This is a genomic window from Actinomycetota bacterium, from assembly GCA_041658565.1.
Lineage (GTDB): Bacteria > Actinomycetota > AC-67 > AC-67 > AC-67 > JBAZZY01.
The window spans coordinates 1-11,692 of record JBAZZY010000043.1; the positions used below are offsets into that span (position 1 = coordinate 1).

Genomic DNA, 11,692 nt, shown 5'->3' on the forward strand with positions numbered 1-11,692 from the left:
CGCAACCCCGAGGGCACGATCGTTCACAGCGACCGCGGCAGCCAGTTTCGATCGAAGAAATTCGTGCGCATCCTCCGCAACAACGGCCTCGCCGGCTCGATGGGTCGCGTCGGTGCGTGCGCCGACAACGCCGCGATGGAATCGTTCTTCGCGCTGCTGCAGAAGAACGTTCTCAACCGCCGGCAATGGAAGACCAGAGAGGAGCTGCGACTCGCGATCGTCATCTGGATCGAACGTACCTACCATCGCCGCCGCCGCCAACGCGGCCTCGGGCGGCTAACTCCCGTAGAGTTTGAGGCCGTGTACGAAGGAGCCTTTGCAGCGTGAAAGGCTCACAAGCTACGAGTCAACCAGATCGGGGGCAGTCCCGAATTCGCCCGGCGTTTACTGGATAGTTTTCGACCGGCGTTGACAAGGGGGGAGCGATCGGAACGCTTCAATCGGCCAGTTTCCCCTGGTGGAAGTCCTGCAACCCCTTCCGAAAGTCATGGTTCGAGAGTCGTCCACTCAGGACCACTGACGATTTTGAGCATTAGCGGTTTGCTGACCAGGTTCGATGCACGTCGTGAATCGCGAACCCTGATGAGACTCGAACCTTTGACGGCGCGCAGCCTATCGCTGACAGGCACCGCACATCGACGTCGGGCTGACTCGTTCAACGAGCTGGCCTCGCTTTCATGGCTCATCATCTGCTGAGTCCTGCATCTTCGCTATGGAGAGTGAGCCGGTCGATCCCCGGCTCTGAAATGGCGCCGAACCCGCTATGCAGTGTGAGAGATGTCGTGACGCGCCTCGGGTTCGAGTCCGCGCATCGGTGCGACCGGTCTCCGACCGCGCTCCTCGCGCCAGATGCTGAACGCGGCCGTCGATGCAACGAGCCACGCAAGTCCTAACACGAACCCTCCGACGACGTCGCTTATGTAGTGCACGCCGAGCGCTAGACGCGACAGGCCGATGGCAGATACGAGCACCAGCACGCCAAGAACACAGATCAGGCGTCGGCGTCTCGGGATCACAGGAAAGAAGATCAGCAACAGCGCGCCATACACGATCGTCGACGACATCGTGTGCCCCGAGGGGAAACTCTTCCCATGCAGCGGGACGATCGGGTTGGCGAGGTTCGGCCGGCTGCGATCCACGAGGATCTTGACGCTCGAATCGATGAGGCTGCCACCGATCGACGTCACGATGAGGAAAGATAGCAACCGATAACGGCGTCGCCATACGAGGAAGGCGCTGCAGAGCACGACGATGGCTGTGAGGAAGATCGGTCCGCCAACGAACGTCAACCACTTGAGCGCGCCGATCAACGCGGTATGTCCACGCACCGCGTCGTGCAGCGCAATCGCAGCCGACGTGTCGACCCGGACGAAGCCGCCCCTGCGGATCACTTGGTCGACGAGCCATCCGAACGGGATCCCGACCAGCGCGATCGCGATACCGAAGAGAGTCACACGAAGTCCGTAGCGTTGCGCGGGATCGAGCCGTCGGCGAACGAAGTCCGGCAGCGCGTTCTTCACGGAACGAAAACCTCGAGCGGCTTCGCGAACTTCTCGACGGTGAATCGCGCGGGGCCGTCGAACGTCTCCCCATCGCGCGCAAGGCGCAAGGGTCCGTCGAGCGAACGAACTTCGATGCGCGCGGCAGTCCTCGACTCGAAGGCGGAAAGCCGCGCGAGGCGATGAGGTCCGGCGAGGATGAGCGCGCGCAACCGCGGGTAACGTCGATCCGCGCGGAGGATCCGCACGTCGAGTCGTCCGTCATCGAGCGACAGACGCCGCATCGGTACGAAGCCGCGCGTGTAACATCCGTTGCCGATGAAGATCCCCCAGATGCGCATCGCGCGCCCATCGATCTCAACGCGGATCGGATCGTTCCCCATGGTGCGCCAAAGCGCGACGAACGCCGCGGGCCACTTGCCGATCTTCGACTCCAGAGATTCACGCTCGTCGACGAGTTCGGCGTAAGCACCGAAGCTCGCCGTGTTCAGGAACACGCTGTCGGCGATCGAGCCGATGTCGATCTGCACCAAGCGACCGCCGCGGATCGTCTCGATGCCGGATCCGATGTCTTCGATCCCGAGGTCGCGCGCGAGGTGATTCAACGTTCCGGCCGGGATGACACCGAGTGGAACACCGAGCTCTTGCGCGACGGCGGCGGCGGCATTGATCGAGCCGTCGCCCCCAGCTGCAACGATCGCTACCAGGTGTCGGTCGCACTTCGAGCGAACCGCTCCAGCGGGATCTTCGTCGGTCTCCACGATGCACGCGTCGGGGAACGCCTCGCGTATCGCTTCGGCGGGGTCGCGCGCGAGATGCGGTCCGGCCGAAGGATTCACCATGACGACGAGGCCGCTGCCTCGTCCGACATCGATCGTGCGGCGTGCAGGCAACGAAGCCGCGGCAGGGGCATGAGCACCACGCGATACCACGAAACGCCGGGTCAAGACCGCGGCGCCGGCTCCGATCGCGGCGCCGACCGCAACGTCGCTTGGGTAGTGAACGCCGGTGTACGCGCGCGAAACTCCGACACCCGCCGCGAGGATCCCAAGCGGCGCCGCCGTTCGAGGGAACTCCATCCCAACCGCGGTCGCGAATGCGACCGCCGACGCAGTGTGTCCGGACGGGAACGACGAACTGACCGGGACGCGCGCAAGACGGCGTGAAAGAGGGATCGCGTCGAACTTTGGCCGGTGACGGTTCGCGAAGATCTTCACAGGACCGTTGACGACGATCGAGCTGAGCGCGATCGCTGCAAGCCCGCGCGCGGCGGCGGTACGCCCCTTGCGTCCACCGAAGCTCGCGAACACGGCCGCGATCGCGATCCACAACAGCGAGTGGTTCGCCGCCTTCGAGAGCCGAGGAAGTGTCGCGTCCAACGCGGGGATGTCTTTCGCGGCGAGCCATGTGAACGCGCGTTCGTCTGCGCGCTGGATAACGGGCGGCATGTGCCTGCGTCTCGCTGAATCGAATCCACCTGCGAGTCTGATGCGGTCCGGCAGTCTCCACATGCGCTTCTCGAACCGCGCCCCGCGCGGCCCAGGCTCAACCCACCTCTCGATCGTCTTCTGCCGGCGCGGCATGGCGTTAGACCGTGCGATAGCGGGCTTCGACGCCACGGAATGCGGCATACGCCAGCAATCCGATGCCCACGATCCCGAGCAGGACGCGCCCGTAGGGCTGGCTCGCGAGTTTCTGCAACGCGCCGTCCAGTCCGATGGTTTTGTTCGCATCGTTGCCAATCGCGGTAGTGAGGAGGAACCATCCGATGATCGCGAAGAGCACCATCCGCGTGAGCAAACCGAACGCGGCGACTACCGTCACGATCCGCTCACGCGCCTTCGGGACCTCCCACATCTTGAGTTTCTCTTGATACTTCTTCGTGATCCCTCGGTAACCGTTGAACAGCCCCGCGGCGATGAAGGCAACTCCGATCGCGCCGACCAACCACGCGCCACCCGGCCATCTCAGTACGGTTGCCGCGTGCTTCTGTGACGCGTTGGCACCGCTCGCGCCGCCGCTGAAGAGCGAACGGACGGTCGCGATCGCGAGCGACGTGTAGAAGACACCGCGCGCTGCGTACCCAACTCGGTTGAGGACGTGTTTCTTCTCGCCGCTTTCGACTTCTCTCCCAGTGATGGCGAGGACGAAGCGCCAGATCGCGTATCCGGCGAAGCCGACAGCGACGACGAGGAGAACTGGCGCGCCCCAACCCGTGTGTGCCACGCGCGCTAGCGCCCCTTGCCGGTCCGTCTTCGCGCCGCCCTGATGGAATGCCGCCATCAGGGCGAGGAAACCCACGAGCGCGAACGAGACTCCCACCGAAGCGAGCCCCAAGCGCGCAAGGAGTTCCACGCCCTGGCGGCGATCCCGACTCCGAGGCAGAACGGATGCGACACCCATCGATCTCCTTCGCGCTCGGGATTTCCTTACCCTGGTACAGCGGATCGTTAACGCCGCGAGCGCCTGTAACCCCATCCGCCACCGGACACAAGCAGTACGAGCAATACGATCACCAATACTGTGCGCATAATTGCACCTCCATTCTGAGACAGTGTTGCCGCCGCGCGTTACGGGGCTGTCACGGTTACCCGGCAGCGACTCGATCAGAGATGCGATGCGATGACGAACTCGGCTCCGTAACTTCGTCGAGTTGGATCTGCCGTAACCGCGCGATCCAGCGTCGACTTCAGCCCAGACTCTTGTCGAATGCCGCCACTGCGAGGTTCGCGGCCATGGGAGCTCAGTGGGGCGGACCGAGGATGCCGAGCGAGACTTTTCACCGGATTACGAGTCGCTGCAGCATTTCCCGTCTGGCGACTCCTTGCGGTGCTCTGCTGCCGTGCGCTCTCCGTCGCAGCACATTTGCTCCGCGGCCTCACCGTCTTCGGGCGGTGATTCAGATCCAAGCGCCTCCGGCGGCGCTGCTGCCTGTTCCCTTGCTTCTTCGTCGGACATCACAGGCCCCTAACGTCGATCGGCCAACAGCAGAACGGAAGGGGGATCACAGAGACATACTGCTCTTGGTTCAACTCCGTATCCGGCATTTCAACCTGCCTCTCCCTCATTCGGTCAGCTAACTCGAAGGTTGTCCGCCCTCAAGCCCTGCTCCCGTAGTCTTCTCTAGCGGCCCCCGATATGGATGCGGCCTGCAAGCAGTAGGACGATCAGGATGATCAACAACACGCCACCGATCCCGAATCCGTGACGGCGATAGTTTCCGCTGCTGTAGGTGTGTCCGCCGCCGAACGCGAGAACGATCAGCACAATCAACAAGATGAGTAGGAGCATTGGCCTCCCTTCTGGTCGGGTGAGTTCACTCATCTTCTGCGCAGTTGGACGGACTTGCAAGGGTGCTCCCGGGATCCAAACTCATCGTTGCTCCCACCACTTGGACGGGCATCCGTGCGATGGCTCTTCGCCACGACGAAGTCATGGTCGCTTCGTGTTACCCAGCGGAGCCACGCGGTGACGCCGCGGTAACGCGCACCGCGCAGCCATACCAGCAACCGGAGGGTCTCATGAGCCCGTTGTTGGGCGCAGATAACACCTCCGAGGGAAGGAGTTCTGGATGGGTGGTAACACGGACAAGGTGAAAGGCCGCGTTAAAGAGACGGTCGGCGCACTCACCGGCAGCAAGCAGCTACAAAGGGACGGAAGAAGCGACGAGCGCGTCGGGCGTACCAAACAGAAGGTAGACAACGCGATCGATCTCGTTCGCGACAAGCTCGAAAACGTCACGAAGTCGCCCTCGCCGAGCAAGAAAGAGAAGTGAACCCATGGGCATCGGGATCAGCATCTTCATCGGAGCCGTCGGCGCGATCCTGCGCTACGCGGTCACGGTCACGCACAAGAACGGATTCAACATCCACACCGGCGGGGTCATCCTGATGATCGCCGGACTCATCGGACTGGTTGTCTCCGCGTTGTTCTGGAGCAGCTTCGCGCCGTTCGGTCGTCAGTCGACCAGCAGCAGCGAGGAATTGATCACCAAGGACGGCGTCGAACAAGGCCGCGTCGTCCGCCAGACCCGGGACCGCATGGCCGGTTGACCCTCATGCACGACGCACCTCCGCGAGCGATCCGCCGAGCCCGACTCTCTTCGGGCTCGGCGCCCCCGCTTCGCGCCCTGCCGACCGGCGTGCGCGACGGCTTCGCCGGCCTGCTCGATCCGGCGCGGACATGCGCCGAGCGCGGGGCCGGGTGCGACCGAGTGGCTCCGCGGTTGCACGCAGTGCGAGCTGGAACTCGGCGGCGAGTCCGGCCTTTGACAGGGGAAGGAGCGAAATGTTTCCCGGACTCGAAGCGATCGGTTTCTTCGTGACGATTGCGGGCTGTCTTGGGCTTCAGCACCTGGGCCGAGGCGCGGATCGACTCACGCGCCAGGCGCGTGAGAAACACGACTCCTCTCCCAGAGCTACTGCCTGTCCTTCCCCTTTGGTCCGAGACAATCGTGCCTCCAGCGCCGTCCCTTGATGCCGCCGCGGTTACGCTGCAGTGATGCATGCCCATCCACAATCCCTAGTTCGCATCAGATCTGGGCGAGCCTCACCAGGAGAATGAGCGTGCAATCATCGACTCTGTTGAGAAGCGCAGCACCAACCCTCGGCGATGACCTCGTGATTGCGCCCTGTCTCCATTCTCGCTCAAGGGGCTGCGGTAGTGCAGGTGGTTCGAGCTTGTCCACTCTCCTTCGGGACGGCTGATCCCTGCACATTTGTGCGAGCGAGCGGATGTCTCATCGACCCTGTTTTCCCTGGCAAACCGCATGGATGCCCTCTCGAAAGTCCTGGTTCGAGAGTCGTCCACTAAGGACCACTTGAGGGTGTCGTACTTCGGTGTGAAAGTCCGGTACCTGTGTCTCACTTTGGCTTCGGTACCTGTGTCTCATTCTGCGACCCGGCTTCGGCTCCTTGGCGACACTAGCTCCGGTACCTGTGTCCCACTGCCTCCACCCTGTTGACTTCGGCTCAGCCGACTTCCTTCACGTGTCGAGCGAGCAGGTCCAGGTAGTCCTGGACCGAGAGCGTCGTGGGGTCGTATCCCTTGCCTTGCAGGAGGGCTTTCGCCAAGGCGTCCTGGCGCGCCAGCTCCGAGAAGTGCAAGTAGTCGGAGTGGGAGATGAGTGCCGCGACCGGCTTGTCGAAGCGAAGCAAGAGGTAGTGGACTCCCGCCTCGACGTGGGGGAGCAGCTCGTGGAATTCCTTCCGGAGCCGTCCCACTCCGATCGACTCGATCCGGCGAAGATCCATCTCATACGGTCCCCCGGGGGCGCGTGCGCGTCCCCATCTGGGGACAGAACTACACCCCGGCGAACCGAGGTTGGCTTTCCGGAACCTTTCCGGACGCCTACAAGTTCCCTTTCCGCGCGCCATCAGGGGGTTGATGGTGCCGGAGGGACCTGACGTTTCTCGGACGTTTCTAGGACGTTTCTCGGACGCGGCGCTTGATCGGCGCGCTGTGTAGCCGCGCGACCTGCATCGACGCGCTTCCCCGGGAAACTTTCACGAACCCCTCGAGTTCCGCAGGGATTTGGCGAAGGGACGTTCTCCGTTCCTTCGCCGACCGGCTGACACAGCCCTATCTCAGGGGTCGCAGGCGCGTCTCGGAGCGCGCGCCGCGGGCATTTCGCTACTGTCGGGGCCGTAACCCTGGATTCGCCGCCCATCTGCTGTGCGTTGAGCCGGATGTATTCGATGCGATGCGGGCCCGCGCCAGCGAGCTGGGGGCGGAGGGCGGAAGCGCAGTTGTGGCCGGAATGCTTGATGCGATCCATGCACTCGATGAGGACGTTGTCCGGCAAGCCGTCAATCTCGGGCTTGGCTGGCCACGCGGTTCGGTAAGGATTCTCGCCCTGGATCTCCTCGCCGTAAGGGATCCCGAAGCCGCCAGGAACCACGCTGCAACCGATCCCGACCAGAAAGTTCGCCGCTGGATCTGTCGCCTCCCAAGCAGAACTTCCGTGTCCGTTCCAGAAGAGGATCCACCGCGCCTGGAGAACCAGAGGCAAGATCGGCGGGAGGCAGACAACGCGCAGGCGACACTCTTCCAAGAGCAGTGATCGTCCAATCATGGAGTGGCTCGAGCCGAACGTTGGCGAGGAGAGACTTCCCTGCAGTTGAAGCGCCCGTATGTAGCCTCGCTGGACCAAGTCCGGATCATGGTTCGAGAGTCGTCCACTAAGGGCTCTGGATCATAAGTTCGGTGACGTATTTTCCGGAGGTCATGCGGCGGCCTGCAGTTCAAGTTTGCGCATGAGTCGCGCGAGGTCGCGTCGTGTGAACTTCCACTCGAAGGGCTCAGCGATCTTCTCGTAGGTTTTCTGAAACGAGATGAGCCGCTGAGCGACTTCGGGCAAACCGCCGGGGAAGTCGCACGGTGTGAGCGCCCTGCGCTGCACGATCGAGAAGTAGATCTCGATCTGGTTCAGCCACGATGCATGGATTGGCAAGTGGATGAGCCGAAGGTTCGGGTAGCGACCTTCCACGCGTTCGATCGAGGCGCGCCCGCAGGAAGAGGAGCAGGATGTTCTTCACAGCATGGCCCCGCTGTCAGCGTCACGCGCGCGCCACGGTCAGTTCGTTCGTTCGGCGTAGACCACCAAGCGGTGGTCGTACGAGGACCCGTCGTACCGCCCGGCACAAGTGATGAGTGTCAAGTGGGAAACGCCGTCGGGCGCCGCCTGCGGTCCTCGACCGGCAACGGGGCCGGCACCGTAGATGCGCGCGAGGACCGAGGTTTCGGCGAGCTGCTCGAGGGGGTAGGTCTTTGTCGCGGCGACCGTGAAGCGAACGTCGAGGCCGTTCCGCGTGTCATGGATAACGATCACGTCGCCTCGCCGGAGATCGTGTAGGTGGGCAAACAGCGAAGGTCCGCGCCCACCGCTGACGTGCCCTGCGATCGTCGCAGTGCCCACATCTCCGGGGATCCCGCTGCCTCGATACCAGAACGCTTCTTGCCAAACGGGATCATCGATCGAACCCATCGGTGCGTCCATCACGGCGCTCCGCGTGATCCCGACTCCCAGCATCTGGGCGTCGACCTTCAGCGACGGGATGCGGAGATCGATCGGCAGGTTCACGGGCGGTGCGCGCAGATCGAGGCCCGGACGGAAAAGCGGTCCGAATGTGTCTGGGGAACTGAAGGCGACTCCGAAGTGCGCGCCGCGGGTCACTGCCATCTCTGTCGAACGAGACAGGCGAGCGACTGCGATGTCTGGGACGGTCGAGGTGTGTGTGTATGCGGGATTCATGGCCAGTATCAGGATGGTGGCGAGGAGGCTCAAGGAGCGAACGCCGGCAAGAGCCCCCGTCCTCCAGCGCCGACGCAACGCTCGATCACCCAGGCGCGCGGCCACCGAAGCGAAGCTTCCAACCAGCGAGGCGACCAACACCAGTAACCACGGGAAGCCTTCCCGTCTTGGAGCGCCGCCGGTTTGCGGCGCGCCCACGACTCGCGCGAATGCAGCGCCCTCCACCGCGGTCGATCCGTCGGAACCGGACGTAGTCCCACCCCCTGAAGTCCCGCCCGAGGTCGTTGCGGTCGGCGTAACAGACGGCGTCGCGCTCGCTACCGGAGTCGAGGTAGAAGTTGCGCTCGGCGTTGCGCTCGGCGTTGGAGTCGGCGTCGGAGTCGGCGTTGGAGTCGGCGTCGGAGTCGGCGTTGGAGTCGGAGTCGGCGTCGGAGTCGGAGTCGGAGTCGGAGTCGGAGTCGGAGTCGGAGGAGCTGAGCATGTGCTTCGAGTGATGGTATTGGTGTCCAACGTGACCGCGCCGTTCCGTGCCAACGTTCGGCCGTCCACCGTTGCGCCGGTATCAAGCGTGATGGACGTCAAGGCAAGGATGTTTCCCTTGAAGGAAGTGCCCGTTCCGAGAGTCGCTGAACTACCGACTCGCCAGAAGACGTTGCAGGCATTCGCGCCGTTGATGAGGTTCACGCGGCTCGCGGTGGCTGTGACGATTGTGCTCGACATCTGGAAGATGAAGACGGCACTGGGGTCGCCTGCGGCATCGAGCGTGAGCGTGCCCGTCATCCCAAACGTGCCCGAGGCTGAGTCGTAGACGCCGGCCATCAGAGTTTGACCGCCCAACTCCGTGGCTACGGAGGTGGGCGGTCCGCGTCCGGCGGCGTTGTCATAGGCGATCACCAAGTCGCTCTTCGCCTGTTGGGCGACGGCGTCGGCGACATGGAGGCTTCCGTTCAATGTTACGGTGTTAAAACCAGTTACCGAACTACCTGGGTGCAGGCCAACGTCTCCCGTGATCGTCGTGGGCCCGGTGTTGGTGATCGTGGAGCCGCCTAGAACGGCGAAATCGCCGGCCGTTCCGAGGTCGACGGGCGCTTGAGCTGCGCGCGCCAGCGAAACCGTCATCAATAGGAGCGATAGAACGATCAGCGTGAAGGCCGTGATGATGGCGGCGGCTCGGCCACGGCGAGCCGGTGCATCGTTCCTCGAGTGACTGTTCATCTCCTTGAGTAGTCTAGCTGCTCATCTCCTTGAGTAGTCTCGGTGCTGCGGCGTCACCGACCCGTCACCACCAAGCAGATCCAAATAAGTGAGGTATCCATCTGAGTGCGGTACCCGCCACAGGTTGCGATGGTGTCGCCAGGGCTGGGCTGGGACGGCGATGTCCAGGGTCGGCGGGGCGACCCGGCGGGCGGGTGGTGGTGATGGACGGGTGTTCTTGGGCGTGGGGTTCACGACGAGCGAGCGGTAGGTGACCGGTCCAGCATCGACGGCCTGTTCGATGAGGCGGCGGAACAGCAGCCCGTGGTGGCGCGAACCGCGGTGGTTAAACCGGAACGTGAACTGAACTCGTCGAGGTAGGCCTGCAGATGGTCGGCCTCGACCGAGCCCTGGTGAGTGCCGATCAACCGTGAGGCCGTCGACCTCCTCGGGCCTGCTTTCATTCAGTTCGGTAAGAATCGGACCGGCAGCTTGCGTTTCATCGCCGTCGAGGGCTGGATGGATTGGCGGGAAGGACATCGCGATGAGCGCTCCAGTCTGGAGTTCACCTGGGACGGCAACGACGAAGGCGATCACGCCTCTGGGCGTGGCTGGGCGGCGTTGGAGGAGGATGGCTCCCTGCGCGGCCACATCTACTTCCATCTGGGCGATGATTCAGGCTTCCGGGCCTTGCGTTCCGAGGGCTTGCAGTAGCGCGACGGAACTCAGCCTTGCAAGGTTCGCCGGATATCCTTCATGAGCAGCACGAGGTGCAGGTCATCAGTGGGGCTGGATTCAAACTCGGGGATGAGGTGTAGGTAGAGCTCCCGGGCCTCGATCGATTCGGCGTGGACAAGAAGTCCTCGGCAGTCGATCCTCATCGACAACTCGGCGACGCGCGCGAACACGTCTTGCAAGAGCGCTGCACCAAGTCCTCTTCGCTCGTGGTGGATATCTACACCCAGCCGAGCGAGCAGCGCGACCGGCTGAGGGTAGCGCCCCGCCCCCTTCTGGAGTCGTTTGGGTGCGGCCCCGATACCGACTTGTGCCATACACCAGGCGTAGTAGGCAACGACCACATGCGAAGCAACTTCCGTCACGACGAACACGCGGGTCGTTCCGGTGCTTGTCGATTGACGAGCGTGGCGACACAGCCAATCGGTTTGCTCTGCCGATCGGCATTCGAAGCCGGACAGATCGTGGTCCGCGGTGAGCGGCTCCGGTGGTCGATACGCTCCCTTCACTCGCCGAAGGGCGAAGGGCGCCGCATGAGCCGGCGCAGACCAGGTAGGTCTCTGGCGGGACGCGCATTGATCGCCGCCCAGTTCGCGAGAGAATCGGCGTCTAGCTCGAACCGGTCCCTGTCGGCGAGGACCCTTTGGGCGGCAATAACGGTATGAGACACAACGAAATCGGTGAGGTCGCCACCGGTGGCGTCCACGGCCCGGTCGATCAGATCGCGCTCCTCAGGAGTGGTGCGCAGATCCATTCGCCTGCTCCGGCGCCTTGTCGTGGTCCCGCTCACGGTCCCTCCTGTTCGTGGAATGTACGGCCAGTGTACGTCCATCACCAGGCTCATACAAGAGCCGGGAACACATTCACGGACAAATTGGACACGCAACATCGGTGTAATGAGATATCGTCAAATGTTGTGGAACGCGTGGCGTGAATCACGCGGCGTCCTTCCCCGTGTTGCGTTCGATCAGTTTTCCATTCACGAACTTCGCACCGGCGCGCACGAGCGCAA

At 63.2% G+C, this 11,692-nt stretch carries 14 protein-coding genes and 2 pseudogenes; 4 read left to right on the forward strand and 12 right to left on the reverse strand.

Going from position 1 to position 11,692, the window contains the following annotated elements; all coding sequences use genetic code 11:
- Positions 1 to 327: integrase core domain-containing protein (locus WDA27_14085; GenBank protein ID MFA5892059.1), on the forward strand; the 327-nt coding region annotated here is incomplete at its 5' end.
- Between the two features lie 434 nt (positions 328 to 761).
- On the opposite strand, the gene WDA27_14090 is transcribed toward WDA27_14085, so the two are convergent.
- The 4 genes from WDA27_14090 to WDA27_14105 all read right to left on the reverse strand — a co-directional run bounded on the left by WDA27_14090 (position 762) and on the right by WDA27_14105 (position 4,790).
- On the reverse strand, positions 762 to 1,520 hold the full coding sequence (locus WDA27_14090; protein MFA5892060.1) for a phosphatase PAP2 family protein: 759 nt from the start codon (positions 1,518 to 1,520) through the stop codon (positions 762 to 764).
- Positions 1,517 to 2,947 carry a phosphatase PAP2 family protein gene (locus WDA27_14095; protein MFA5892061.1) on the reverse strand — a complete coding sequence of 477 codons (1,431 nt, stop codon included), beginning with the start codon at positions 2,945 to 2,947 and terminating at the stop codon, positions 1,517 to 1,519. The genes WDA27_14090 and WDA27_14095 overlap by 4 nt, the downstream gene beginning before the upstream one ends.
- A gap of 139 nt (positions 2,948 to 3,086) precedes the next feature.
- Complete coding sequence (locus WDA27_14100; protein ID MFA5892062.1) at positions 3,087 to 3,902, reverse strand: DUF1206 domain-containing protein; 816 nt, start codon at positions 3,900 to 3,902, stop codon at positions 3,087 to 3,089.
- Positions 3,903 to 4,622: 720 nt separating this feature from the next.
- Entirely contained in the window at positions 4,623 to 4,790 is a 168-nt protein-coding gene (locus tag WDA27_14105; protein MFA5892063.1) for a DUF3309 family protein, read from the reverse strand.
- A 280-nt stretch (positions 4,791 to 5,070) separates the two neighbouring features.
- Here WDA27_14105 and WDA27_14110 point away from each other — a divergent pair, with 280 nt between their 5' ends.
- Together WDA27_14110 and WDA27_14115 are read left to right on the forward strand one after the other, a co-directional pair.
- Positions 5,071 to 5,274 carry a CsbD family protein gene (locus tag WDA27_14110; protein MFA5892064.1) on the forward strand — a complete coding sequence of 68 codons (204 nt, stop codon included), beginning with the start codon at positions 5,071 to 5,073 and terminating at the stop codon, positions 5,272 to 5,274.
- Positions 5,275 to 5,278: 4 nt separating this feature from the next.
- Complete coding sequence (locus tag WDA27_14115) at positions 5,279 to 5,551, forward strand: hypothetical protein (GenBank protein ID MFA5892065.1); 273 nt, start codon at positions 5,279 to 5,281, stop codon at positions 5,549 to 5,551.
- A gap of 918 nt (positions 5,552 to 6,469) precedes the next feature.
- On the opposite strand, the gene WDA27_14120 is transcribed toward WDA27_14115, so the two are convergent.
- The 6 genes and pseudogenes from WDA27_14120 to WDA27_14145 form a co-directional block, all read right to left on the reverse strand.
- Positions 6,470 to 6,751, reverse strand: a complete 282-nt coding sequence (locus tag WDA27_14120; GenBank protein ID MFA5892066.1) for a hypothetical protein — start codon at positions 6,749 to 6,751, stop codon at positions 6,470 to 6,472.
- 971 nt (positions 6,752 to 7,722) lie between these two features.
- Positions 7,723 to 7,950: a hypothetical protein gene (locus WDA27_14125; protein ID MFA5892067.1), complete on the reverse strand. Its 228-nt coding sequence runs from the start codon at positions 7,948 to 7,950 to the stop codon at positions 7,723 to 7,725.
- Positions 7,951 to 8,073: 123 nt separating this feature from the next.
- Positions 8,074 to 8,856: a class F sortase gene (locus tag WDA27_14130; GenBank protein ID MFA5892068.1), complete on the reverse strand. Its 783-nt coding sequence runs from the start codon at positions 8,854 to 8,856 to the stop codon at positions 8,074 to 8,076.
- Entirely contained in the window at positions 8,837 to 9,232 is a 396-nt protein-coding gene (locus tag WDA27_14135) for a hypothetical protein (GenBank protein ID MFA5892069.1), read from the reverse strand. Before WDA27_14135 ends, WDA27_14130 begins: the two co-directional genes overlap by 20 nt.
- A 68-nt stretch (positions 9,233 to 9,300) precedes the next feature.
- Positions 9,301 to 9,966 (reverse strand): annotated as a pseudogene (locus WDA27_14140) (ice-binding family protein).
- A 234-nt stretch (positions 9,967 to 10,200) separates the two neighbouring features.
- Positions 10,201 to 10,376: pseudogene (locus WDA27_14145) on the reverse strand (IS1595 family transposase).
- On the opposite strand from WDA27_14145, the gene WDA27_14150 reads away from it, so the two are divergent.
- Positions 10,363 to 10,659 (forward strand): hypothetical protein, encoded by a 297-nt coding sequence (locus WDA27_14150; GenBank protein ID MFA5892070.1) that lies wholly within the window; start codon positions 10,363 to 10,365, stop codon positions 10,657 to 10,659. The pseudogene WDA27_14145 and the gene WDA27_14150 sit on opposite strands and share 14 nt — an antisense overlap.
- 11 nt (positions 10,660 to 10,670) lie before the next feature.
- On the opposite strand, the gene WDA27_14155 is transcribed toward WDA27_14150, so the two are convergent.
- Positions 10,671 to 11,054: an N-acetyltransferase gene (locus tag WDA27_14155; protein ID MFA5892071.1), complete on the reverse strand. Its 384-nt coding sequence runs from the start codon at positions 11,052 to 11,054 to the stop codon at positions 10,671 to 10,673.
- Positions 11,055 to 11,185: 131 nt separating this feature from the next.
- Entirely contained in the window at positions 11,186 to 11,434 is a 249-nt protein-coding gene (locus tag WDA27_14160; GenBank protein MFA5892072.1) for a DUF1778 domain-containing protein, read from the reverse strand.
- Positions 11,435 to 11,692: the final 258 nt, after the last annotated feature.

Coding starts and splice junctions, on each gene's coding strand:
- WDA27_14100 (MFA5892062.1), bottom strand. CDS start 3,902: ATGGGTGTCGCATCCGTTCTGCCTCGGAGTCGGGATCGCCGCCAGGGC.
- WDA27_14115 (MFA5892065.1), top strand. CDS start 5,279: ATGGGCATCGGGATCAGCATCTTCATCGGAGCCGTCGGCGCGATCCTG.
- WDA27_14160 (MFA5892072.1), bottom strand. CDS start 11,434: ATGGATCTGCGCACCACTCCTGAGGAGCGCGATCTGATCGACCGGGCC.
- WDA27_14105 (MFA5892063.1), bottom strand. CDS start 4,790: ATGCTCCTACTCATCTTGTTGATTGTGCTGATCGTTCTCGCGTTCGGC.
- WDA27_14120 (MFA5892066.1), bottom strand. CDS start 6,751: ATGGATCTTCGCCGGATCGAGTCGATCGGAGTGGGACGGCTCCGGAAG.
- WDA27_14110 (MFA5892064.1), top strand. CDS start 5,071: ATGGGTGGTAACACGGACAAGGTGAAAGGCCGCGTTAAAGAGACGGTC.
- WDA27_14095 (MFA5892061.1), bottom strand. CDS start 2,947: ATGCCGCCCGTTATCCAGCGCGCAGACGAACGCGCGTTCACATGGCTC.
- WDA27_14135 (MFA5892069.1), bottom strand. CDS start 9,232: ATGCTCAGCTCCTCCGACTCCGACTCCGACTCCGACTCCGACTCCGAC.